The sequence below is a fragment of the Pseudomonas sp. c313 genome, from assembly GCF_055407145.1.
The window spans coordinates 275,501-297,501 of the sequence record NZ_JBUZRD010000002.1 but is presented as its reverse complement, the minus strand read 5'-3'; the positions used below and the strand labels follow the sequence as shown (position 1 = coordinate 297,501).

Below are 22,001 nucleotides of genomic sequence, written 5' to 3'. Positions count from 1 at the left end.
CGCTCTCACTGAGCCTATCTGCAATTGCAGTCCAGTGACATGCTCCTCACGGCCCTGATGCCATTCACCAGAACCTAAAAAGGTTGGCCTTAAAGGGCATTGAGCCCTTGCAGCAGCGCCTTGTGGAACTGCGCTGGCTCTTCCATCTGCGGTGCATGGCCCAGGCCCGGGAACTCCACCAGGGTGGCGTGGGGAATCAGCTTGGCCACTTGTTTGCCCAACACTTCGTAGTGGCCGATCTTCGCCTTGACCGCTGGCGGCGCAATATCGCTGCCAATGGCCGTGGTGTCGGACGTGCCGATCAGCAACAGGGTGGGCATCTGCAAGTCTTTGAACTCGTAGTACACGGGCTGGGTGAAGATCATGTCGTAAATCAGCGCCGAGTTCCACGCCACCTGGGTATGGCCGGGGCCTTTGTTCAGGCCGGCAAGCATGTCGACCCAGCGGTCGAACTCCGGCTTCCAGCGCCCGCCGTAGTAGGTGGTGCGCTCGTAGTTGCGGATGCCTTCGGCGCTCAGCTTCAGCTCGCGCTCGTACCATTGGTCGACGCTGCGATAGGGCACGCCGAGGGCTTTCCAGTCTTCCAGGCCAATGGGGTTGACCAGCGCCAGTTGCTCGGTTTGCTGCGGATAAAGCAGGGCGTAGCGTGTGGCGAGCATGCCACCGGTGGAGTGGCCCAGCAAAGTGGCTTTCTGGATGCCAAGCTTTTCCAGCAGTTGGTGAGTGTTGATCGCCAGTTGCTGGAAGCTGTATTGGTAATGATCTGGTTTGCTGGAGGTGCAAAAGCCGATTTGATCGGGAGCGATTACCCGGTAACCAGCGTCGCTCAGGGCCTTGATCGAGTCGTCCCAGGTGGCGCCGCAGAAGTTCTTGCCGTGCATCAGTACGATGCTGCGACCGTTGGCCTTGCCCTTGGCGGGTACGTCCATGTAGCCCATTTGCAGGGCCTTGCCCTGGGACTGGAAGCTGAAGTGTTCGATTGGGTAAGGGTATTCAAAGCCTTGCAGCTCAGGCCCGTAAGCGGGGCCTGAGCTCGCGGCGAAAGCGGGAAGGGTGCTGCTGAGCAGCAGGCCGGCAAGGCAAAATGAGCGAGATAGAGGCATGGGCGGGCTCCAAAGACGATGCCCGGATGCTGTCGCGCAAGGATTAAGCGTAGATTAACGCCGGTCAGATCCAGTGCAGGGTCAGCATTGCCAGCACCCCGTAGCGGGTACCTTTGGCCAGGCTCACGATCAGCAAAAATCGCCACAACGGCTCGCGCATCACCCCAGCCACCAGTGTCAGCGGATCGCCGATAATCGGCAGCCAACTGAGCAGCAACGACCAATGCCCCCAGCGCTGATAGTGAACGCGTGCCTTGTCCAGCTTCGCGGTGCTGACGGGGAACCAGCGGCGGTCCTTGAAACGGTCAACCGAACGGCCCAACAGCCAGTTGATCACTGAGCCCAGGACATTACCAAGGGTGGCGATGGCAAGTAGTAACCACAGGCTGTAATGGCCGCTGAGCAGTAGCCCCACCAGCACTGCTTCCGATTGCATCGGCAACAGCGTCGCCGCACCGAAGGCGGCGAAAAACAGTCCCAGGTAGCCCGCCAGCATCTATCAGTGTGCCGGGTAGTCAGCGATCACTACGTCTTTGCCTTCGCGGGTCAGGCCGATGACCTGATAAGGGTGGCTCATACCGTCCGTTTCCATCCCCGGCGAGCCCATTGGCATGCCCGGTGCGGCGACGCCCAGCAGATCGTCGCGCTTGCGCAGGGCCAAAACCTGCTCTGCGGGCACATGGCCTTCGACGAATTTACCGTCGATCACCGCCGTGTGGCAGGACCCCAGGCGCGGCGCAACACCCAGGCGCTGCTTGACTGCGCTCATGTCGGTTTCGACAAGGTCATTGACCTTGAAACCGTTGCTTTCCAGGTGGCTGATCCATTTTTTGCAGCAACCGCAATTGGCATCGCGATGCACATCAATCGGGATCAGATCGGCGGCCTGGGCCAGGGTAGTCATGAACAGGGCCGACAGAAGGGTCAGGCGCAGGGTGGTTTTCATCGAAGGTCCCATAGGTAACGAAATATACGGAGATGACGCATTCTCCGCGCTTTTGAGAAAAGGGTCGCCTGGTTATGTTTCGAGATTATACGGAAGGTTGACAGCTCCAGGACGCCGTAGCCTAACGTCCTGGAGCTGTCGGTAACCTGAGGGGAAGATGACGGTTTTGTCAGGTCAGGCGTTTTCCAGGCGTTGCTTGAGCTGGTCCAGAGCCTGACTCGACAGTTCTGTCATGCGCTCATGCAGGGTGGTGAGTTGCAACCCAGTCTCATAACTGAGAACGCGCTTGAACAGGGTGCCGCGGCCTTGCACCTGCAGAACGTAGTGAATGCAGCCATCCACTGCAGGTGAGGTGAATACAGTCTTGAACTCACGGGGCGGTACGGCGACTTGCACCCTGTAGTTCAAGGACACTCGCACGCCCAGCAGGTCGATCATTTCGGTGAAACGGTGGCCGGCGGGCAGCGAGCCGTGGGTGCCGGTGTCGGCGCTCAGGGAAGTTGGATGCCACTCATGCCAGCGATCCGGTTGGGTCACGTAGTCGTAGACAGCTTCGATGGGGGCCTGGATATAGCGTTCCTGGCTTATCCGCTCAAGGCGGTTCGGGTGCTCAACGGCATTCATGACACACCTCCTGTGTGGCGAAACTGGGCACTAGGACTGTCAGAATAGTCGCGCTCCCGTAGATCGTACTCCCGTACATCGCACGGGAGTGTTCGGGCTTTTTTTCAACGCACTTTGAAGCGGCCCATCAACGCAATAACCTGGTCATTAGCCTCCAGCAAGCTCTGGGTATTGTCTTCAGTGGCGTGCCCGCTTTGCACCAGCTCTTCAACCATATGGCGAATGTGCACCATGCTGCGGTTGATCTCTTCGGTCACCGCGCTTTGCTGTTCGGCAGCGGTGGCGATCTGAGTACTCAGGTTGTTGATATGGCTGACGGAGCCGGCCATTTCATCCAGCCCGCTGTTGACCCGAGCGGTGGCATCGGCCGCCGACTGGCAACTGGCCTGGGTATTTTCCATGGCGGTGACCGAGGAAGTGACGCCCAGGGTCAGGCGCGCGAGCATTTCGTTGATTTGCGAGGTGCTGGCTTGAGTCCGGGCGGCGAGGGCGCGCACTTCATCGGCCACCACGGCAAACCCGCGCCCCTGCTCGCCGGCACGGGCGGCTTCAATCGCCGCGTTGAGCGCCAGCAGGTTGGTTTGGCCGGCAATGGCGCCGATCACCCCAAGTGTCTCCGTGATGCGCTGGGCGTCCTGGCGCATATTTTCCACAGTATGGGTGGCACTGGAGACTTCGCCGATCAAGGCACTGACGCTCTTGGAGGCTTCACCCACGACGATTCGCGAACGGTCTGCGTGTTCGTTGGCGCTCTGGGTGAAGGCGGCGGTTTCAGCGGCGTTTTGCGCCACGGTGTCGGCGGTGGAACTCATCTCGGTGATGGCCGTGACGGTCTGGTCGGTTTCCGAGGCGTGGCGTACCAGGATCTGGTTGGTCTGGGCCGACGTTTGCTGCAACTGCGCCAGGCTTGAAGACATGGCGCCGGTGGCCAGGGTTACTTCGCCGATCATGTTTTGCAGGTAGACAATAAAGCGGTTGACCGAGTGACCAATGGCGCCCAATTCATCCTCGGCGCGGATGGTGATGCGTCGGGTCAAGTCGGCGTCGCCGGTGGACAGCGCATCAATATTGGTTTTCAAGGCCTTCATGCGCTGCACCAGTTGGCGGATCGCATAGACCTGCAACAGCACCAGCAGCAGGACCATGGGGACCTGCAACAGACTCAAGGTGCCGAGCACGTCATCGCGCTGGGCGGTGATCAGCGAGGTGGGCAGGGCGGTGGCAAGGAACCACGGTGTGCCTTCAATCGGGCGCATAAAGAAGGTGCTGGCTACGCCCTGATTATCGAACTCGTTGCGTTGCAACGACTGGTCGCGATGGGCCAGGCCGGCGCTGACCTGGGCGGCAAACGCCGAGGTACCTGCCAGTTCGCTGATGTTTTTCAGCACCACCTGGCCGCTGATGCGCGAGCTGTTGCTGATGATCTTGCCGTCGCTTTCGACGATCAGCATTTGCCCGCCGATGTCTTTTTCCTTGCGGGCCACCAGGTCATTGAAAAAGCCCAGGGTCACGTCGATGGTGGCAACGCCGTAGGGCGCGCCATCGCGCTGGATCGCCATGGCGCAGTTGGTGCGCGGCTCCTGGCTGGCGTCATCCTTGTAAGCCGCGGCCCAGGCGCACTGGCCCCGAGGTGTGGCCATGCCGCCCTTGTACCAGGTCTGATCGTAATAATTGGGGGCGGCGTCGCTATTCCAAAAGGTATTGACCGCCAGTTTCCCCGACGCATCGCGATGCCAGAAGGTGCTGTGTTTGTTGCGCCCCGGTGTGCGCTGGTTGGGCAGGGGCCAGATGCCGCCGCCGAACACTTTCAGTTCGCCGTACTGGTCCACCAGGCCGGGCAACACCTTGTCGATGGCATCGCTGTCGAGCAGGGGGATGGTTTGGGTGATGCTGCGCTGCTGGGCCTGGACCTTGTTCAGTTCGCCCTGGATCTGTTCAGCCACCTCGGCAATACGGTTGAGGGCGACCTGTTCCTCGGTTTGCCGAAGCTTGGGGGCCACCAACTGTCCGATGCCCACGACCGTCAAGACGAATAGCAGCAGGACGAATAACACCAGGAACAGGGTGTAGCGGGCTTGGATAGAGCGCAATGGGGGCATGGGGGTCGTCCTTACGAAGCGTTTTATTATTCAACGCGGCTTTTTTAGAGCTTCGTAGGGCTATCGGCCTGGAAAGAAGTACCTTTAGGTACGATGGTGCAAGAGTGTTCGAGCGCATGAGGTGAAGGTCGTCCCCGATCAGGATGAACGACCAATATTTCAATAGCTTACAGCTGATAGTTCTTTAGCTCTCTAGCAATCACCATCCGCTGGATTTCACTGGTCCCTTCATAAATCTGGGTTATCCGCGCATCCCGGTAATAACGCTCCACCGGGTAATCTTCCAGATAGCCGTAGCCACCATGGATCTGCATCGCCGAGGAGCAGACCTTTTCCGCCATTTCCGAGGCGAACAACTTGGCCTGGGATGCTTCTGACAGGCACGGCTTGCCAGCACTGCGCAGGCGAGCAGCATGCAGGATCAACAAACGCGCGGCATTGAGACGGGTCTGCATGTCAGCCAGCAGGTTGGCCACGCTCTGGTGCTCAATGATTGCCTTGTCGAACTGCACCCGGTCACGGGCGTAGGCCAACGCCGCCTCGAACGCTGCGCGGGCGATGCCCAGGGCCTGGGCGGCAATGCCAATGCGGCCGCCTTCCAGGTTGGACAAGGCAATGGCCAGGCCCTTGCCACGTTCGCCCAACAGATTGGCTTCGGGCACGGTGCATTGATTGAGGGTGACTGCACAGGTGTCCGAAGCGCGGATGCCCATCTTGTGTTCGGTGCGATCCACCACAAAACCTGGCGTGTCAGTGGGAACGAGAAATGCAGAAAGACCTTTCTTGCCCAGTTCCGGGTCTGTCACGGCAAAGACGATGGCCAGTTTGGCCCGTTTGCCGTTGCTGACAAATTGCTTGGCGCCGTTGATCACCCATTGGCCGTCCCGCAACTCGGCACGGGTACGCAGGTTGTGGGCTTCGGAGCCGGCCTGGGGTTCGGTCAGGCAGAAGCAGCCGATGGCCTGGCCGCTGGCAAGGTCGGCCAGCCAGGTTTCTTTCTGCTCTTGTGAGCCGTAGTTGAGGATGGGGCCGCAACCCACTGAATTATGGATGCTCATCAGCGCGCCAGTGGCGCCGTCACCGGCGGAAATCTCTTCGACGGCCAGGGCGTAAGCCACATAGTCGACATAGGTGCCACCCCATTCTTCCGGGACCACCATGCCCAGCAGGCCCAGTTCGCCCATCTTCGCCACGAGGGCATCGTCGATCCAGCCGGCTTTTTCCCACGCTTGGGCATGGGGCGCGATTTCGCCTCGGGCAAAGTCGCGAGCCATGTCGCGAATCATGACTTGTTCTTCTGTAAATTCAATATCTTGCATGGCTTAGTTCCTGTTCTGCTCGAAGTCACAGAAGAAGCTTTCGACGTGGTCGGCATCCAGCGCCTGCAGAGTCGGCGGGTTCCATTGCGGGGATTTATCCTTGTCGATCAGCAGGGCGCGCACGCCTTCGATCAGGTCGCCACGGGCAAACCACTGACGGTCCAGGTGCAACTCCAGGGCAAAGCAGTCTTCCAACGCAAGGTGCCGACCACGCCTGAGCATTTCCAGGGTCACGGCCATGGCCAGTGGCGAGCGGCCCTGCATCAGTTTGACCGTCGCCAACGCCCATTCGTGGCTGTCAGCGACGGTAACTTGCTGCAATTGCTCAACGATGCTGGGCACGTCGGGCAGGGCGAAGAAGTGTTCGATGGCTGGGCGCAGTTTAGCCAGCGGCGCGTCGGCAAGCTGCTGCACTGCCAGTTTGGCCAGCAGGCCCTGGAGATCCTTGAGCGGGGAGTCCTGCCATTGCAGGAGGTCGAGTTTCTGGTCAAGTTCCGCCAGCCTGGCGCTGTCCAGGTACCAGTCGGCCAGCCCACAGTACAACGCGTCGGCGGCGCGGATCTGCACGCCGGTCACGCCGAGGTAGATACCCAGCTCACCGGGAATACGCGGCAGGAAATAGCTGCCACCGACGTCAGGGAAGTAACCGATGGCAACCTCTGGCATCGCCAAACGACTGCGCTCAGTGACCACCCGAAGGTCGGCGCCCTGGACCAGGCCCATGCCGCCGCCCAGGACAAAACCGTCCATCAGCGCGAGAACAGGTTTGCGGTAATGATGAATCGCCAGATCGAGGGCGTACTCTTCGACGAAAAAATCCTGGTGCAGGGTGTCGCCGTTCTTGAAGCTGTCGTACAGCGAGCGTATGTCGCCACCGGCGCAGAAGGCTTTTTCCCCGGCACCACGCAGGACGACGGCGTGAACTTCTGGGTCGTCAGCCCAGCCCTGCAAATGCCGGGTGAGGCTGCGGACCATGTCCAGGGTGATGGCATTAAGGCCAGCAGGGCGATTGAGGGTGAGGTGGCCGATGTGGTTGCGTATCTCGGCGAGGACGTCGTCCTGTGGGGACTCGGCGCTGCACGTCGCCTGGGATGGAGCCTGAGCAGTCATCTGTAACTCCCTGCTTTTATTGTTCTTTATTAAAATGTTCGCGGACGAACCATCTCCCGATCGTACCAGTGCAAATTTGCCAAGTACAACTTGGAATACTGCAGGTCGTCTTTGCATTTATGCAGGGTAGTTATTATCAAAAAAACTGCCTGGCCTGCCTAGACCCGCCCCGCCAATACCTGGCCAATGCTGCGGCGCCGGGCATGATCTTCAGCGGTATGGATCAGTTGCTCCAGCTCCGTGGGCGTGACGTCGAAAAACTGTTCCATTTCGGCCAGGGCCCGCTCCAGGTCAACGGCAGTGATCTTGGGATCAGGCTCCTGGAGGCGATTGCTCATCATGATCACCGGCGCCTCTATCGCGCCCTTGGGGTAACGGGTACGGGTCAGGTTGTTATAGGCAATGGCCGTCGCCAGCAATGTGCCGGCACCGAGCATGACTGGGCCGATTCCCTGCCAACCCAGGGCGATGGTCGCCGGGTCTGCCAACACCAGTGTCATTGCCAGCCCGCCCGACGGCGGATGCAGGCAGCGCAGCCAGCACATCAGGATCAGCGCCATGCCGGCGGCCAGGCACGCGCTGCCCAACGTGCGGCCCAGCACTCGTGCTACCAGCAATGCCACCACACTGGCACACAAGTAGCTGCCAACGATTGACCACGGCTGGGCCAGCGCACCGGATGAAACGGCAAACAGCAACACGGCAGACGCGCCCAGGGGGCCAATCAGATGCATGGCGACGTCCATGCCAAACACCTGGGCACAGAGCCAGACACTGAACAGAGTGCCCAAGGCCATGCCGATGGCGGCGCGACTCCATTCGGTGGGGCGAGTATTGATGGCAGCGGGAAACCAGCGAGCAAGCATTAATCGACGATCCAGAATAAAAAGGCGGGCAAAAAAGAAGGGCTTCTCTGGTTTCCCGGAAAGCCCTTCGAAAGTTCCAACATTTGGGGGAGGAACCGCTGCAGTGTGCCGATCAAACAAAACCCTCGCCAATGCATATTAATGCACGTTAAGTGCAGTATTTTTGGAGTTAATCACCTTGAACCCAGTGGCCCCTTGAGTGCCACGAGGGCGTCGCGCAACTCCATCCACAGACAGGCCTGGCTGACCGTTGTCAGAGCGCAGCCTTGGTCAGGTGCAGCAGCACGTAAGGGTTTTTGTCGAACTGCCCGCTGAGTACAGGTGCCAGCAGGCGCACACGCGGGTCGCTCGACCCTTCAAAATCAGCCTGGCTCATCACCAGCCAGGCCGGCCCCTGGACGAGGGCGAGTTCCGAGGGCAACTGAGTGAACAAGGGCACCCGGTCACAATTGAGGTTGACCATGAACTTGATGGCTTTGGCGTCCTTACCCAGGGCATGCAGCACCAGCGGCGCCGGATGCTGCTGGATCAGGGCCTGGGCACCCAGGGTAAAGGTGCGCGTGTCGTAAAGGCTGCGCTCCAGCGGTTCCACCACCATGATGTAGGTCGACCACACCGCCAACACCGCACAAAAGGCCGGGCCTACTGGCTGCCAGCGCCACTTCAACAGTATGCCCAGGAGCAGCACCTGCAATACGACCAGCACGGTGAATACCAGGCCCAGGCTATTCAACTGCTCGGGGAAGCGATGACGGGCCATCAACAGGGCGCCAATCAACAGCGTCGGTATGAGCGCCAACACCCCCAGCATCAATCCCCGCAACCAGGCAAAGAGCCGCCCCTGAACACCCCGAAAAGGGTAGGCCGCAATGATTGCCGCCATGGGGATCATCGGCAGCATGTAACGGGCCTTCTTCGCCTGCGGGATCGACAGCCCCAGCATCACTATCAACCCCGCAGCCGCGCAAAACAGCAACAACTGCAGCGCTGGATCAGACGGTCGTCGCCCGTTGATCAGCACGGCAATCAGCACCAGGATCGCCAACGGATACGCCAAGGCATAGTTGCCCAACGAGCTGGTGAAGTAATAGAGCACACCACTGGAACCTTCGCTGCCATCCATGCGGCCGAGGAACTGCATGCGGATCACGTCCTGCATGAACGCTTCACCACCGCTGAGTTTGGCCAATAACAGCAGCAGGCCAACACAGGCCACCAGCAACGCCAGCGCGAGCAAGCCGAAGCTGAACAACTGACGCCATTGCCGATTGATCAGGTAATAGCTGCACAACACGCCGGTGGGAATCACCAGGCCGATCGGCCCACGAATGGCAAAGCCCAGAAGCAACAACGCCAGTAGCCAGTGCCAGCGTTTGCCGCCACCGAAGTGATCATGGGCGTAGCCCAGGTAAAACACCGTCAGGGCTACGGCAGCCAGCATCTGGTCCAGGGACACTGAGCGGGTTTCGCTGATAAAGGTGCTGCTGAGCAGCAGCAGGGCGATGCTCAGCAGCGCCCAGCGCCGGGAGTAGGGCGCTGTCAGTCGGTAGATCAAGGTGACGATAATCGCCGAGGCAACGGCCGTCGGCAGCCACGCCGTGAGGCTGGTAATGCGCCCCAGCGGTAGCGACAACAGCCAGGTAAACAGGGTCGACGTCGCCAGGTAGTCCGCATAAGGCTGCCCATAGGTTGTGGGAAAAAAGCTCGGCCCATGGCGCAGCATCTCCTGGGCAAACAACACAAAGCGCGAGTCAAAACCGATAACCGCCTGGTCCCAGCTGCCGGCGATGAACAGCATCAACGCCAGCAGCCCAAGGCCCAAGGAGTGTCTGCGGATCGTGGCACCAAGCAGCGGTGCAGGAACTATAGCCACGTCTTACGCTTCCAGCAGCCGGGGAACCCATTGCTGCTGGGGGATCGGCAGGTTGCACGATTCTCCGCGGCCCATCGGGAAATACTGGAAGCCCTTGCGTGCCAGGCGCTCGGCGTCGTACAGGTTACGGCCGTCGAAAATCACCGCAGCCTTGAGGCGCTGTTGCAGCAGGTCGAAATCCGGCGCCTTGAACTGCTGCCACTCGGTGCAGATGATCAACGCATCGCAACCGCCCAGGGTCGACTCCGGCGTGCCCATCAGCATCAGCCGGGGGTCATCGCCGTAAAGGCGCTGGGTTTCCTGCATGGCTTCCGGGTCAAAGGCGCGCACGTTGGCGCCCGCCGCCCATAGCGACTCCATCAATACCCGGCTGGGCGCATCGCGCATGTCATCGGTGTTGGGCTTGAACGCCAGGCCCCACAGGGCGAAAGTCTTGCCGCGCAAGTCGCCTTTGTAGAAGGCCTTGATCCGCTCGAACAATTTGCTCTTCTGCCGCTGATTGATGGCTTCCACCGCTTCCAACAGGTCGCTGGAGCAATTGGCTTGCTTGGCACTGTGGATCAAAGCGCGCATGTCCTTGGGGAAACACGACCCGCCGTAGCCGCAACCGGGGTAGATAAAGTGGTAGCCAATCCGCGAATCGGCACCGATCCCCAGGCGCACGGATTCAATATCTGCGCCCAGGTGTTCGGCCAGCTCGGCGATCTGGTTGATAAAGCTGATCTTGGTCGCCAGCATGCAGTTGGCGGCGTACTTGGTCAGCTCGGCACTGCGCAGGTCCATGAAGATAATGCGGTCGTGGTTACGGTTGAACGGCGCGTACAGGTCGCGCATCACTTCGCGCACTTCTTCGCGCTCGCAACCGATGATGATCCGGTCTGGACGGCGGCAGTCGGCGACCGCCGAGCCTTCCTTGAGGAATTCCGGGTTGGAGACGATATCGAACTCCAGATTGCGCCCGGCCAGGTGCAGGGCCTTTTCGATATGGGCGCGTAAAGTGTCGCCGGTGCCCACGGGCACGGTGGATTTTTCCACCAGGATCACGGGGTCGCGCCGATGACGGGCCACCGCATCGCCCACCGACAGCACGTATCTCAAGTCCGCCGAACCGTCCTCGTCCGAAGGCGTGCCCACGGCAATGAACAGTACCTCACCGTGTTCCACCGCAAGCTTTTCATCGCAGGTGAAGGTCAGGCGGCCGGTCTCCAGGTTTTCCTTGACCAGGCTGGCAAGCCCCGGCTCGAAAATACTCACGTGCCCCTGCTGCAACAGGCGGACCTTGTTTTCATCAACGTCCATGCAGATGACATCGTGACCGACCTCGGCCAGTACGGTGGCTTGTACCAGGCCGACGTAACCACTACCAAATACGCTGATTTTCATGGGGTATTCCTGGGGCTTGTACTGCTGATACGACGGGAGTTGATCGTCAGGACACCGAGGATGACCAATGCCACCCCCAGGGTTTTCGACAGGGAAAAGTGTTCGTTGAATACCGGCAGGCTGGCCGCCAGCAGGTACACCAGGGCGTAGCTGATGCTCAGCAGCGAATAAGCACGCCCCAGGGGAAGGTCCTTGAGGGCGCCGAGCCAACAGAGCATCGACAGCGCGTAGGCGAAAATCGCCAGGATCACCACGCCCAGCGCGCCAAAGTCGATGGCGCCGCTGTTCAACGCAGTCAGCCATTCGCTGGGCAGCGGCAGGCGGGTCATGCTCCAGCGCATGCCCAACTGGGCACCGCTGACCAATGCAACGCTGCCCAGGGCCAGGGCAAAGCCGCGAACTCGGCTCATACCTCACCTCCCAACAACGCCACGCCGGCGATTACCAGGGCGACACCCAACCAATGGCGACGATCCACAGGCTCGTGGAAGACAAAACGCGCCACCAGGGTTACCAGCACAAAATTCAGGCTGAGCATGGGGTAAGCGATGCCCACTTCCAGGCGCTGCAAGACCAGCAGCCATACCAGTAAACCCAGGCCCAGGCAGAGCAGTGCCGACCACAGCCAGGGCGAGCGCAGTTTTGCGGCCCAACCGTCAGGCTGGTCACGCCAGCCTTCCACGGCAAACTTCTGCGAAACCTGACCCATGCAGGTCAGCAGGCAAGCGGCCAAGAGCAGCAGGAGGGTCATGGTGCAACCTGCGGGAAAATCAGGATCACCATGTTGCCTTGCTCGTAGCGCTTGCCATCCTTGGGCAGCAAGTCCACTTCCTGCCGTTCGTCATTGCCCTTGACCCGCATGACCACGCCCACCGAACCCTGTTTGCGGGCGTCCGTCATCCATTGCTGGACCTGGGCGGTGTCCACTTTGCGGTAGGCGGTGTCTGGATAGGCGATGCCGTATTTGACTTCGCCGACGGTGTTGTACAGCGCGACTTCCGGGCGTTTGAGCCGCCACGACAGGGCGGACGCAGCGCCCAGGTCGTTGCTTAGCAACGTGGATGTGCGGGCCAACTCATCGGAGTGATCAATGATGAACTGATCCGGCGTCTTGTTATAAACCACCGAATGGGGCAGGGCGGCAGGTACCAGAGCAACCAGAAGCCAGCTGCCAATCGCCGGCGCGGCCCACAACCGCAACGGACGCGCCGCTTGCAGCAGGTTGGCGATGATCCAGCCAAACAACACGATAAACACCAGCACCAGGCTCAGCAGCTCCTGGTTATGCTCGTACACCGGCTTCTTCAACTGGAAATACACCAGGGCCAGCAACCCCAGCAGGCCGAGCATCAGGTTGAGCCAGCCGTTGACTTGCAACACCCGGCCACGGGCCTGGGCCAGTTTGTCTGCCAGGGTATTGCCCATCAGCAGCGCCAGGGGCAGCAGGCACGGCAGGATATAAGCCGGCAACTTGCCCTTGCTCAGGCTGAAAAACGCCAGGGGCATCAGCAGCCACAACAACAGGAACGCGGTCTTGTGGGTGCGTTTTTCCAGCCACGCCTGTTTCAAGGTGGAGGGCAGCAAGGCCACCCACGGCAGACAGAACGCCACCAGCAGCGGCAGGTAATACCACCACGGCTGATCGTGCTGAGCATCTTCACCGGCAAAGCGCTGGATATGCTCATGCCAGAAAAAGAAATGCCAATAGTCCGGCTCCTGGGCATGTACCGCTAACGCCCACGGCAAGCTGACGACAACTGCCACGACGACCGCCACCAGGCCATAGCCCAGCAGCTCACGAAAGCGCTTTTGCCAGATCATGTAGGGCAGGGCGATCAACACCGGTAGCAGCCATGCCAGAAAGCCCTTGGTCATGAAACCCATGGCACAGGCCACACCCAGCAAGGCCCAGGACCACAAACGGCCGCGATGGCTGGTGCTGTCGACACACAGCCACAAGGCCACGCCGGTCAGGTTGATCCAAAAGGTGAATTGCGGATCAAGGTTGGCGTAGCCCCCCAGTGCCGCAACGCTGACAAAACTCATGTACAGCACGGTGCTGACCAGGCTTTTGCGCGGGTCATGCCACAAGCGTCGGGACACCCAGTACACCAGCAAGATGCTCAAGCCGGTGGCCAGCGCCGAGGCAAAGCGCACGCCAAACAGGTTCTGGCCAAAAATGGCCTGACCCAGGGCGATCATCCAGTACCCGGCCGCCGGCTTTTCAAAATAGCGGATACCCATAAAATGCGGCGACGCCCATTTGCCGGTCAGGAGCATTTCCTGGCTGATCTGGGCATAGCGGGTTTCGTCCGGAATCCACAGGCCATGGGTGGCCATCGGCAGCAGATAACACACGCCAAAGACCAGCAAGAGCAGGGGCAGGGCCCAACGGCGAATCATGCCTTTTGCACTCCCAGCCAGCCCTCGCGGCCGCTCAATGCTCCGCGAACCAGATGCTCCTGGGGCAATGTGGCGGGATCGCTCGGCAACAACCTACCCAGCGGTTGAAACGCGATGCCGCGCTGCCCTGCCAGGGCAAGCAACTGGCGAAAATCATTGGCCATCAGAATCCCTTCTACCTCTGCGTGGATCGTATAGACGTTGAGTTTCGATTCGGTGAATCGGTCGAGAATGAAGGCATTAAAATCCTTGGCCGCTACCAACGGCCCGACCACTTCGTCAAAGGTTGGCAGGCCCACCGGAATCTGCGGCGTGCCGGCACTGCCATCGGCCAGCGTCGGTCGGAACAGGCTGGTACCACGGCAATCGCTGTTGTAGCGAAAGTTGAAGCCTTGCTTGGCCTGCACCACACGTTCATCGGCACGCCAACCGGCGGCGGCCGAGCAGTCGACGTGCTCACCAAGAATGTCGCTCAAGGTGTCGACGCCGCGACGGATCTGCTCCACCAGTTGCTCATCGCTCCAGCGCCCGGTATTAGCCTGCCAGCCATGGTGATCCCAGGCATGCAAACCGACTTCATGCCCGGCCGCCTTGGCCTGGCGCATCAGGTGCCCCAGGTCGCGACCGATGGGCTTGCCCGGCCAGGCAGTGCCGGCCAGCAGAATGTCCCAGCCGTACAGGCCGGCGGCATTGGAGCGCAGCATCTTCCACAGGAACTGCGGGCGGATCAGGCGCCACAAATGACGGCCCATATTGTCCGGCCCGACACTGAAGAAGAACGTCGCCTTGATCCCGGCTTCATCGAGCAGCTCCAACAAGCGTGGCACCCCTTCACGGGTGCCTCGATAGGTGTCGACGTCGATGCGAAGACCTGCCTGCATCAATGCTTGTCCGCGATTTCGAGCATGGCTTCACGCAGGAAGAAATCCAGGGTGTTACCAATGGTCTCGCTCATCTCCACGCTTGGCTCCCAGTTCAGCAGGCGCTTGGCGTTGGCGATGCTTGGCTTGCGGTGTGCGACGTCCTGGTAACCGGTGCCGTAGAACGCCTTGCTCTCGACATCACGGAAACCGGCGAACGGCGGGAAGTTGCCGCGCAAAGGGTGAGCTTCGAACTGACGCAACAGCTCTTCGCCCAACTGGCGGATGCTGGCTTCGTTGTCCGGGTTGCCTATGTTGATGATCTGACCGTTGCAGGCGTCATTGTCGTTGTCGATGATCCGCGCCAGGGCCTCGATGCCGTCGGCGATGTCGGTAAAGCAGCGTTTCTGCTCGCCACCGTCGAACAGGCGGATGGGCGTGCCTTCTACCAGGTTGAGGATCAGTTGGGTGATTGCGCGCGAGCTGCCGATGCGCGCCGAATCGAGGCGGTCCAGGCGCGGGCCCATCCAGTTGAACGGACGGAACAGGGTGAAGTTCAGGCCCTTGGCGCCGTAGGCCCAGATCACCCGGTCCAGCAGTTGCTTGGACACTGAGTAGATCCAGCGCTGCTTGTTGATCGGGCCGACCACCAGGTTGGAGGTGTCTTCGTCGAAGTTCTGGTCCTGGCACATGCCATAGACTTCGGACGTCGAGGGGAAGATCACGCGCTTGTTGTACTTGACGCAGTAGCGAACCAGTTTGAGGTTCTCTTCGAAGTCCAGTTCAAATACGCGCAGCGGGTTGCGGGTGTATTCGATTGGCGTGGCGATGGCCACCAGCGGCAGGACCACATCGCATTTCTTGATGTGGTACTCAATCCACTCCGAGTGAATGCTGATGTCGCCTTCCACGTAATGAAAGTTGGGGTGGCTGCGCAGGCGCTCGATGGCGTCGGAGCCAATGTCCAGGCCGTAGACTTCATAGCGGTCGTCGCGCAGCAGGCGCTCGGACAGGTGGTTACCGATAAAGCCGTTGACGCCGAGGATCAGCACCCGTGTGCGACGTGGCTTGCGACCCGACTCGGCACCGCGCAACACGGAGCCGTCCACCAGGCCCAGCTCGTTGGCAAGCGCAGGGCCGGCTAGGTACAGGCCGTTGTCATTGCGCTGACCGAAACGCACTACCAGGGAATCCTCACCGCAGGCAATGCGCAGCGGATCGACGCTGATCACTCGGCCCGGGGCCTGGCCTTCGTTGCCTTTGACGACCTCGGCGCTCCAGACAATCAACTTGTGCTCGCCCGCAGCGCAGAAGGCACCCGGATACGGTTGAGTGACTGCGCGGACCAGATTGAACAGTTCTTCAGCAGGTTTTTTCCATTCCAGCTTGCCGTCGGCGGCGCTGCGGCGACCGAAGTAGGTGGCCTGACTTTCATCCTGGGCAGTTTCTGTCAGCGTGCCCTCGGCCAGTTGCCCCAAGGCATCGCCCAGCAGGTGGCTGGCGGCGTCACGCAGTTTGGCGTGCAGGGTCAGGCCAGTGTCGCTGCGCTCGATGCTGACCTTTTGCTGGGCGAGGATCGCGCCGGCATCGGCACGCTTGACCATGCGGTGCAGGGTCACGCCGGTTTCAGTTTCACCCTTGACCAGCACCCAATTGGCCGGTGCACGACCCCGGTACTTGGGCAGAAGCGAGCCATGCAGGTTGAACGCGCCTTTGGCTGCGGTAGCCAGCAGCGCTTCGCTCAGCAGGTTGCGGTAGTAAAAGGAGAAGATGAAGTCTGGCTTGAGCTTGGCCACACGCTCGACCCACAGCGGGTGGTTGGCATCTTCAGGCGCATGCACCGGGATACCGTTGCGGGCGCAGAGCTGGGCGACGGAGCCGTAGAAGTTGTTTTCCCGGGGGTCGTCGGCATGGGTGAACACGGCAGCAATGTCGTAGCCGGCGGTGAGCAGGGCTTCGATGCCTGCACAGCCAATGTCGTGGTAAGCGAAGACAACAGCTTTGGGATTCATGACGAAACCTGATCGGAAAGTGAGGTGGAAGTATGGGAAGAGGTCAGGCCGTCGACGATAACGACCGGAGCCGGTGCTGCCGGTTCGTTGCGCAGCACCTTTTCAATAAAGAACCGTGGACGGGCCCGGACATCGCTGTACATGCGCCCCAGGTATTCACCCAACAAGCCCATGCCGATGAACTGGCCGCCGGTAAATACAAACAGCACGGCAAACAATACGAACATGCCGTCGCCCGCCCACTCGGCTCCGAAAGCCAGGCGCAGTACGATCAGCAGTAGCGCAAACAGCATGCCAATGGCAGCCAGGCTGAAGCCGACGATGGACAGTAGGCGCAACGGCGTGGTGGTCATGCAGGTCAGCAGGTCGAACATCAGGCTGATCAGGCGCATGGCGCTGTACTTGGACTCACCGTGTTCACGCTCGGCGTGCTGCACGAGGATTTCCGTGGTGTGGCGGGCAAAGCCGTTGGCCAGGATCGGGATAAAGGTGCTGCGCTCGCGGCAGGCCAGCATCGCGTCGACAACGGTGCGCCGATAAGCGCGAAGCATACAGCCGTAGTCAGTCATGGCAACGCCGGTGGAGCGCTGCACAGCAAGGTTGATCAAGCGCGACGGCCAGCGGCGCAAAGCCGAGTCCTGGCGGTTGTTGCGCACCGTGGCAACCACGTCGTAGCCCAGGGCGGCCTGTTCGACTAAACGCGGGATTTCTTCAGGAGGGTTTTGCAGGTCGGCGTCGAGGGTGATGACTACGTCGCCCCGGCACTGTTCAAAACCGGCCATGATTGCCGCGTGTTGGCCATAGTTACGGTTGAGGATCACCGCCACCACATGGTTGCCGTTTTCGGCGGCTGCCTCTTCCAGCAACTGGGCCGAGTTATCGCGGCTGCCGTCGTCCACCAGGATGATTTCGTATTCATAAGCCAGCTGCTTGCACGCCGCCGTGGTGCGACGAAGCAACTCAGGCAAGCTCTCTTCTTCGTTGTAGACCGGGATAACGATCGACACGCAATGAATAGGGTAGGGTTTCAAAGATTCATGACCTCGGTTAGAGCAACTTGGCGCGTAAAGACGACAACAGCCAAAGGTTAAAAGTGCAGTGATCCGAATAAAAATAGAGCGGTTTGCTTACGGTCATTCGACCGTTGCATTGCCTGGCGCCTGGACACCTTGAGTAAAGACCACAGCGCTCAAAGGTAAAGCATAATCAAAGGGTTAGTCTGCAAAGCGCGGATTGTTCTCAAGTCCTGCGCTCAAGATTAAGCGCAAAAATGTAGAACGAATATGAAAGGCCGATGAAAAACTCGTTTATTTGGTGGGTAGACAGCTAGTGTTCAGCTAAATAATAAGGGCAGAGACCAACGAGAACATTTTCGTGCTGTAGCGCCTTGCCTGTAAGTCATTTGTCCCACGCCAAAAATGAATTAACGGGATTTCTGGCAAACAACTTCCCGGTGCTCGGCGGCCGCCTCCATGGCGACGGCCCGATTTTGCTGGTGAATCTTCTCAGCTTTGTCATGCAAGTGCCGGTAAAGTAAGCCATCTCTTGCCTGGATAGTCGGATGAACAACGTGCAGCTTTTACGCGGCCAGTTACGGCCGGTCTTGATGGTGTTGTGGATGACAGTCGTGTACGCCTGCGGGGTTCAGGCCGATGAGGGGGTGGTGCTCACTCAGGTCACTCAGGTACCGCCTGGCGTGGAGGTACGAGGCAAACAGGTGGCGGCGTATACCTGGAGCGACCGACAAGGCCGTAATCTGCTGGTGCTGGCCGAGCAACAGGCGAGTGAGCGCGATGACGATGGCACACAGTCGGCGTCTGTCTATGCCGCCCACTACCTGCTCGATGGCGACCGGCCCAGGCGCCTGTGGATGCTCTATGACGACGTGCAGCACTGCGAATTTGACGCTGGCCTGCACTTCGACAGCGCAGCGACCAAGGTCACTGACCTGCTTGGCGACGGCATCACCCAAGCCACTGTCGGCTATTCACGGATGTGCACCAGCGACGTCAGCCCCCATGAGTTCAAGCTGATCATGCACATCGGCAAGTCGCAGAAGTACGGCCTGCGTGGCGTCGACCGCTATGGCGCCAGTTGGTGGGATGAAGAGGCCGGGGCACTGCAGGGCATGCCGCTGCCCAAGGATTGCAGCGTGACAGGGCAGCAAGCCCTGGTCAGCCAATACAAGGAGCAAGGCACCGAACTGCCGTTGCCGGGCTGTTACGCCGATGAACAGGACTTTGCCAAGGCGCCGGTAAGCCTGCTGGAATTCATGCGCCGGCACTGGTTGGCGGTGATGTATAAGCAGGATGCCCAATGGGGCCAACAGCAGACCCAGGACCGCATGGAGGGTCAGGAATAGGTTCGATGGTTTGGTGCGAGCCGCTGACCTGCGCTAGACTCGGTGCTCGCCAAACCACTAAATACCTTGTCTAAACAAATGCTTAGTTGCGTTATTTAATTCCAAGGCTGATCTATTTTGACTGAGCTTCCCCACGCCCCGACCCGAAACCCCTTGACCCTCTACCTCACGCGGCTGGCCCCTTCGAGCCAGTTGACCATGCGTTATGTGCTGCAAGACGCCGCCGACCGCCTGGGTTTCGAAGAGGTCAATCTGGAAGACATCGACTGGCATCTGCTGCAGCCCGAACACGTTATGGGCCTGGTGGCGGTGCTACGCGAAGACGGCTACGCGCCCAATACCTCATCGCTTTACGTCAACGCCGTGCGTGGGGTGATGAACGAGGCATGGCGCATGAGCCTGATCAGCCAGGAGCATCTACTGAAGATGCGCTCGGTCAAGGCGATGGCAGGTACGCGCTTGAGCCAGGGCCGCAACTTGCGGCGCACGCTGATTCGCGAGTTGATGGACGTTTGCGCAGCCGATCCACGCCCCCAGGGCCTGCGGGACGCGGCAGTCATTGCAATCCTGTACGGCTCGGGGATGCGCAAGTCGGAGTCGGTCAACCTCGACCTGGCCCAGATCAATTTCGACGAACGCAGCTTGCGGGTCACGGGCAAGGGCAATAAGGAACTGATCAAGTACGCGCCGGCGTGGGCCTTTGCCAAACTTGAAGCGTGGCTGGCGTTCCGTCGCGCTCAATTGGGTGAAGAGCAGGAGGACGACGCCTTTCTGTTCAACCGTATCCGCCGGGGCAGCCACATCACCCGCGAGCGCATCACCAAGCACGCGATTTACTACATCGCCCGTCAGCGCGGGCAGCAAGTGGGGGTGAAGATCATGCCCCATGATTTCCGCCGTTCATTTATCACGCGAGTGATTGAAGAACACGACCTGTCCATCGCCCAGAAACTGGCGCACCACACCAATATCCAGACCACCGCCAGCTACGACGTTCGTGATGATAATGAGCGACGGCGGGCGATTGATCGGTTTGACCTGTAAAACTTGAGTTTCAATCATTCATGGAGAGAAAGCGGTAATGAGTACACGCCTGGATAGTTTTTTTCAGATCAACCTGGGTTTTCTGGTGCCCTGTGTGTTGCTGGCCATTATTATTTGCTGGATGGTGCGAACCGACTGGCTCGCCGGCTTTCACACCCCGGCTTCTCGCAACATAGTCCTGGGGGTGCTGTTGGTAGTGACGTCATTGGTGCCGATAGGTGTGGCATCAACGACGTTTCTTGAGTTCAAGAAACAGGAGGAGTTTCAGGCCCAAATTCACCAAGAGACGACTGAAAAAGCACTAGCGAAGTCGGTGAAGCCCGGCTCCGGGCAGAATCCTCCAGTTGTTTCCGGCACCTCCATTTACGATGCCCTGAAAGAGAATCGTCAGGAAACCTACACCATCATGGAGAAATTCATCGATCTGGTTGGGCTTCTGCTGGGTTTTCTAGGTGGGGCGCTGGGCGTCAACATTCTTACTGACGGCCTGCTCAGAAGAGACAAATTGGCAGTCGCGATTGTCCCTATGCCTCCACGCGACCTGCATGTACGCAGAACGGTCTTTTTCAAAGGCTGGAAGCTGCACTATGAAACGGTCAGAGAACATCGTTTGCCCGTAACGCCATAGGTATTTACACATCGTCAAAAGCAGAAATGACCGTTGTCGAGCCCCAGCGAGGCTACGTCGGCCGCACCGCTGCTATCTAGCCTGGCACCAGGACCGAGGCGCCCCCGACTCATCCTCACCGAAAAAAAGACACCGCCAAAAGAGGCGGTGTCTGGGTTAAAGCGAGGAGGGTGCAGAGCATGCCTCCATCAAGGACTTACTGTTGCTCGACCTCGGGAACATGGATCAACAGATCCCCCGGCTGACAACTCAGGTGCTTGCATATTGCGTCCAAAGTGGCCAATCGAACCCCCTTTACCTTGCCTTGCTTCAACAGTGAAAGGTTGGCTTCGGTAATGCCGATGGCTGAAGCGAGGTCTTTGGATTTAACTTTGCGCAACGCAAGCATTACGTCCAGATGAATGACAATTGACATAAGGGTCTCAAACGAAAGTACGGTTTTCAGAGTCCACTTCACTGGCTTGCCAGAGAATACGCGCGATTATCGAAATACACGCCGCCAGGAACAAGGCAACAAAAGTCTGCGCATTAAAGCTCACGGTTAACAGTTTTTGGCCCACTGGTTCATTCATCGTAACCCAGAGGCTGAGCATTGGCTCACACAGGAAGTCCAGCAGCACCCACAGCGCCACCGCCTTACCGACCTTGCCCAGGCGCAAGGCGGCGGCACCGGAAAAATACTCGCCACTGGCATAGCTCTGGAACAGCCGACGCAAGTTCCCCAGGCCGAACGTCAACACCAGCAGCGGCACACTCGACAATACGATACCGCCCAGCGTTTGCCACCAAGGGAACAGTGCTGCGACCTCAGTTCTTTGCGACAGCTGCCGCTCGGTGAGCGCGAAACCCAGGCCTAATCCCTCATTGGAAGCCAGGGAAGGGAAAAGCCACAGCGCCACATTGAGCGCCAGCATCACGACGATCAGGATTAACGTGGCGGCCGACATAAGCTGGCTGAGTTTAGCAAGACGAAGTGACGTCATAGTGAAGCCTCACAAAGTATGAATGAGCGTCTAAGCTAAGCCATAAATCATCGTAAAACAATAATTAATTATCGCAATTATCACATAAATTATTCCTATTCCCCTTGGTGACTGGCTTGCTGCGGTTAGTTGTTATCGTCTGCCGACCCGCTTCATCACCACCACAAAAAACACCGGCACAAACACCACCGCCAGCGTAGCGGCGATCCGCCCATAGGTCGACAAGGGTTGTGCTTGGATGGTCTCAATCCGGACGGTGGGCGGTGGTGCGGATTTTTCTACGGAGGAAGACGTATCACAGGCGCCAAGCGCTAGTGCCCATGTGATCAGGCTGAGCCTTGCTAAAGGCCGCTAGTCGCGCCAACAGCACACAGATAGTTGAACCA

General features: G+C 59.4%; 20 protein-coding genes and 3 pseudogenes. 3 read left to right on the top strand and 20 right to left on the bottom strand.

Going from position 1 to position 22,001, the window contains the following annotated elements; genetic code table 11:
• Nucleotides 1-89: 89 nt before the first annotated feature.
• The 17 genes and pseudogenes from ACZRKZ_RS06220 to arnC form a co-directional block, all read right to left on the bottom strand.
• A complete protein-coding gene (locus ACZRKZ_RS06220; protein WP_463981066.1) occupies nt 90-1,103 on the bottom strand; it encodes an alpha/beta fold hydrolase in 1,014 nt (337 codons plus the stop codon).
• A gap of 64 nt (nt 1,104-1,167) precedes the next feature.
• Nucleotides 1,168-1,599 (bottom strand): YqaA family protein, encoded by a 432-nt coding sequence (locus ACZRKZ_RS06215; RefSeq protein ID WP_463968482.1) that lies wholly within the window; start codon nt 1,597-1,599, stop codon nt 1,168-1,170.
• A 3-nt stretch (nt 1,600-1,602) separates the two neighbouring features.
• Nucleotides 1,603-2,049, bottom strand: a complete 447-nt coding sequence (locus ACZRKZ_RS06210; RefSeq protein ID WP_463981065.1) for a DUF411 domain-containing protein — start codon at nt 2,047-2,049, stop codon at nt 1,603-1,605.
• A 174-nt stretch (nt 2,050-2,223) separates the two neighbouring features.
• The gene (locus ACZRKZ_RS06205; protein WP_463981064.1) at nt 2,224-2,673 is read right to left on the bottom strand and encodes an SRPBCC family protein; all 450 of its coding nucleotides are present in this window, start codon (nt 2,671-2,673) and stop codon (nt 2,224-2,226) included.
• A gap of 104 nt (nt 2,674-2,777) precedes the next feature.
• Nucleotides 2,778-3,296, bottom strand: a pseudogene (locus tag ACZRKZ_RS06200) (methyl-accepting chemotaxis protein); the annotation flags it as partial.
• Nucleotides 3,297-3,638: 342 nt separating this feature from the next.
• Nucleotides 3,639-4,772, bottom strand: a pseudogene (locus ACZRKZ_RS06195) (HAMP domain-containing protein); the annotation flags it as partial.
• A 167-nt stretch (nt 4,773-4,939) separates the two neighbouring features.
• Nucleotides 4,940-6,091: an acyl-CoA dehydrogenase family protein gene (locus ACZRKZ_RS06190; protein ID WP_463981063.1), complete on the bottom strand. Its 1,152-nt coding sequence runs from the start codon at nt 6,089-6,091 to the stop codon at nt 4,940-4,942.
• Between the two features lie 3 nt (nt 6,092-6,094).
• Complete coding sequence (locus ACZRKZ_RS06185; protein WP_463981062.1) at nt 6,095-7,201, bottom strand: enoyl-CoA hydratase/isomerase family protein; 1,107 nt, start codon at nt 7,199-7,201, stop codon at nt 6,095-6,097.
• Nucleotides 7,202-7,359: 158 nt separating this feature from the next.
• A complete protein-coding gene (locus ACZRKZ_RS06180) occupies nt 7,360-8,067 on the bottom strand; it encodes an HPP family protein (RefSeq protein ID WP_463981061.1) in 708 nt (235 codons plus the stop codon).
• Nucleotides 8,068-8,320: 253 nt separating this feature from the next.
• Nucleotides 8,321-9,940, bottom strand: coding sequence for an ArnT family glycosyltransferase (locus tag ACZRKZ_RS06175; RefSeq protein ID WP_463981060.1), 1,620 nt, complete (start codon nt 9,938-9,940; stop codon nt 8,321-8,323).
• Between the two features lie 3 nt (nt 9,941-9,943).
• Nucleotides 9,944-11,323: a UDP-glucose 6-dehydrogenase gene (locus ACZRKZ_RS06170; protein ID WP_463981059.1), complete on the bottom strand. Its 1,380-nt coding sequence runs from the start codon at nt 11,321-11,323 to the stop codon at nt 9,944-9,946.
• Nucleotides 11,320-11,733, bottom strand: a complete 414-nt coding sequence (gene arnF / locus ACZRKZ_RS06165; RefSeq protein ID WP_463981058.1) for a 4-amino-4-deoxy-L-arabinose-phosphoundecaprenol flippase subunit ArnF — start codon at nt 11,731-11,733, stop codon at nt 11,320-11,322. The genes ACZRKZ_RS06170 and arnF overlap by 4 nt, the downstream gene beginning before the upstream one ends.
• Complete coding sequence (gene arnE / locus ACZRKZ_RS06160) at nt 11,730-12,074, bottom strand: 4-amino-4-deoxy-L-arabinose-phosphoundecaprenol flippase subunit ArnE (protein WP_463968473.1); 345 nt, start codon at nt 12,072-12,074, stop codon at nt 11,730-11,732. The genes arnF and arnE overlap by 4 nt, the downstream gene beginning before the upstream one ends.
• Nucleotides 12,071-13,726 (bottom strand): lipid IV(A) 4-amino-4-deoxy-L-arabinosyltransferase, encoded by a 1,656-nt coding sequence (gene arnT, locus ACZRKZ_RS06155; RefSeq protein WP_463981057.1) that lies wholly within the window; start codon nt 13,724-13,726, stop codon nt 12,071-12,073. The genes arnE and arnT overlap by 4 nt, the downstream gene beginning before the upstream one ends.
• A complete protein-coding gene (gene arnD, locus ACZRKZ_RS06150; protein WP_463981056.1) occupies nt 13,723-14,607 on the bottom strand; it encodes a 4-deoxy-4-formamido-L-arabinose-phosphoundecaprenol deformylase in 885 nt (294 codons plus the stop codon). Before arnD ends, arnT begins: the two co-directional genes overlap by 4 nt.
• Nucleotides 14,607-16,598, bottom strand: coding sequence for a bifunctional UDP-4-amino-4-deoxy-L-arabinose formyltransferase/UDP-glucuronic acid oxidase ArnA (gene arnA / locus ACZRKZ_RS06145; RefSeq protein ID WP_463981055.1), 1,992 nt, complete (start codon nt 16,596-16,598; stop codon nt 14,607-14,609). Before arnA ends, arnD begins: the two co-directional genes overlap by 1 nt.
• Entirely contained in the window at nt 16,595-17,629 is a 1,035-nt protein-coding gene (gene arnC, locus ACZRKZ_RS06140; RefSeq protein ID WP_463981054.1) for an undecaprenyl-phosphate 4-deoxy-4-formamido-L-arabinose transferase, read from the bottom strand. The genes arnA and arnC overlap by 4 nt, the downstream gene beginning before the upstream one ends.
• Before the next feature lie 530 nt (nt 17,630-18,159).
• Between arnC and ACZRKZ_RS06135 the strand changes: the two genes are divergently transcribed.
• The 3 genes from ACZRKZ_RS06135 (at nt 18,160) to ACZRKZ_RS06125 (ending at nt 20,632) form a co-directional block, all read left to right on the top strand.
• Nucleotides 18,160-18,960 carry a M949_RS01915 family surface polysaccharide biosynthesis protein gene (locus ACZRKZ_RS06135; protein ID WP_463981053.1) on the top strand — a complete coding sequence of 267 codons (801 nt, stop codon included), beginning with the start codon at nt 18,160-18,162 and terminating at the stop codon, nt 18,958-18,960.
• 198 nt (nt 18,961-19,158) lie between these two features.
• On the top strand, nt 19,159-20,004 hold the full coding sequence (locus ACZRKZ_RS06130; RefSeq protein ID WP_463981456.1) for a site-specific integrase: 846 nt from the start codon (nt 19,159-19,161) through the stop codon (nt 20,002-20,004).
• Nucleotides 20,005-20,041: 37 nt separating this feature from the next.
• Nucleotides 20,042-20,632, top strand: coding sequence for a hypothetical protein (locus tag ACZRKZ_RS06125; protein ID WP_463981052.1), 591 nt, complete (start codon nt 20,042-20,044; stop codon nt 20,630-20,632).
• A gap of 196 nt (nt 20,633-20,828) precedes the next feature.
• On the opposite strand, the gene ACZRKZ_RS06120 is transcribed toward ACZRKZ_RS06125, so the two are convergent.
• From ACZRKZ_RS06120 to ACZRKZ_RS06110, 3 genes and pseudogenes are all read right to left on the bottom strand, one after another.
• The gene (locus tag ACZRKZ_RS06120; protein WP_149414944.1) at nt 20,829-21,047 is read right to left on the bottom strand and encodes a helix-turn-helix domain-containing protein; all 219 of its coding nucleotides are present in this window, start codon (nt 21,045-21,047) and stop codon (nt 20,829-20,831) included.
• Between the two features lie 7 nt (nt 21,048-21,054).
• Entirely contained in the window at nt 21,055-21,615 is a 561-nt protein-coding gene (locus tag ACZRKZ_RS06115; RefSeq protein WP_463968465.1) for a DUF2975 domain-containing protein, read from the bottom strand.
• Nucleotides 21,616-21,813: 198 nt separating this feature from the next.
• Nucleotides 21,814-21,945 (bottom strand): annotated as a pseudogene (locus ACZRKZ_RS06110) (efflux transporter periplasmic adaptor subunit); the annotation flags it as partial.
• Nucleotides 21,946-22,001: the final 56 nt, after the last annotated feature.

What these genes read in the sequence shown, in the direction of transcription:
- arnD (WP_463981056.1), bottom strand. Translation starts at nt 14,607, where the DNA reads ATGCAGGCAGGTCTTCGCATCGACGTCGACACCTATCGAGGCACCCGT.
- ACZRKZ_RS06130 (WP_463981456.1), top strand. Translation starts at nt 19,159, where the DNA reads ATGCGTTATGTGCTGCAAGACGCCGCCGACCGCCTGGGTTTCGAAGAG.
- arnA (WP_463981055.1), bottom strand. Translation starts at nt 16,598, where the DNA reads ATGAATCCCAAAGCTGTTGTCTTCGCTTACCACGACATTGGCTGTGCA.
- ACZRKZ_RS06205 (WP_463981064.1), bottom strand. Translation starts at nt 2,673, where the DNA reads ATGAATGCCGTTGAGCACCCGAACCGCCTTGAGCGGATAAGCCAGGAA.
- ACZRKZ_RS06115 (WP_463968465.1), bottom strand. Translation starts at nt 21,615, where the DNA reads ATGACGTCACTTCGTCTTGCTAAACTCAGCCAGCTTATGTCGGCCGCC.
- arnT (WP_463981057.1), bottom strand. Translation starts at nt 13,726, where the DNA reads ATGATTCGCCGTTGGGCCCTGCCCCTGCTCTTGCTGGTCTTTGGCGTG.
- arnF (WP_463981058.1), bottom strand. Translation starts at nt 11,733, where the DNA reads ATGAGCCGAGTTCGCGGCTTTGCCCTGGCCCTGGGCAGCGTTGCATTG.
- ACZRKZ_RS06210 (WP_463981065.1), bottom strand. Translation starts at nt 2,049, where the DNA reads ATGAAAACCACCCTGCGCCTGACCCTTCTGTCGGCCCTGTTCATGACT.
- arnE (WP_463968473.1), bottom strand. Translation starts at nt 12,074, where the DNA reads ATGACCCTCCTGCTGCTCTTGGCCGCTTGCCTGCTGACCTGCATGGGT.
- ACZRKZ_RS06180 (WP_463981061.1), bottom strand. Translation starts at nt 8,067, where the DNA reads ATGCTTGCTCGCTGGTTTCCCGCTGCCATCAATACTCGCCCCACCGAA.
- ACZRKZ_RS06185 (WP_463981062.1), bottom strand. Translation starts at nt 7,201, where the DNA reads ATGACTGCTCAGGCTCCATCCCAGGCGACGTGCAGCGCCGAGTCCCCA.
- ACZRKZ_RS06220 (WP_463981066.1), bottom strand. Translation starts at nt 1,103, where the DNA reads ATGCCTCTATCTCGCTCATTTTGCCTTGCCGGCCTGCTGCTCAGCAGC.
- ACZRKZ_RS06135 (WP_463981053.1), top strand. Translation starts at nt 18,160, where the DNA reads ATGAACAACGTGCAGCTTTTACGCGGCCAGTTACGGCCGGTCTTGATG.
- ACZRKZ_RS06215 (WP_463968482.1), bottom strand. Translation starts at nt 1,599, where the DNA reads ATGCTGGCGGGCTACCTGGGACTGTTTTTCGCCGCCTTCGGTGCGGCG.
- ACZRKZ_RS06190 (WP_463981063.1), bottom strand. Translation starts at nt 6,091, where the DNA reads ATGCAAGATATTGAATTTACAGAAGAACAAGTCATGATTCGCGACATG.
- ACZRKZ_RS06120 (WP_149414944.1), bottom strand. Translation starts at nt 21,047, where the DNA reads ATGTCAATTGTCATTCATCTGGACGTAATGCTTGCGTTGCGCAAAGTT.
- ACZRKZ_RS06125 (WP_463981052.1), top strand. Translation starts at nt 20,042, where the DNA reads ATGAGTACACGCCTGGATAGTTTTTTTCAGATCAACCTGGGTTTTCTG.
- ACZRKZ_RS06170 (WP_463981059.1), bottom strand. Translation starts at nt 11,323, where the DNA reads ATGAAAATCAGCGTATTTGGTAGTGGTTACGTCGGCCTGGTACAAGCC.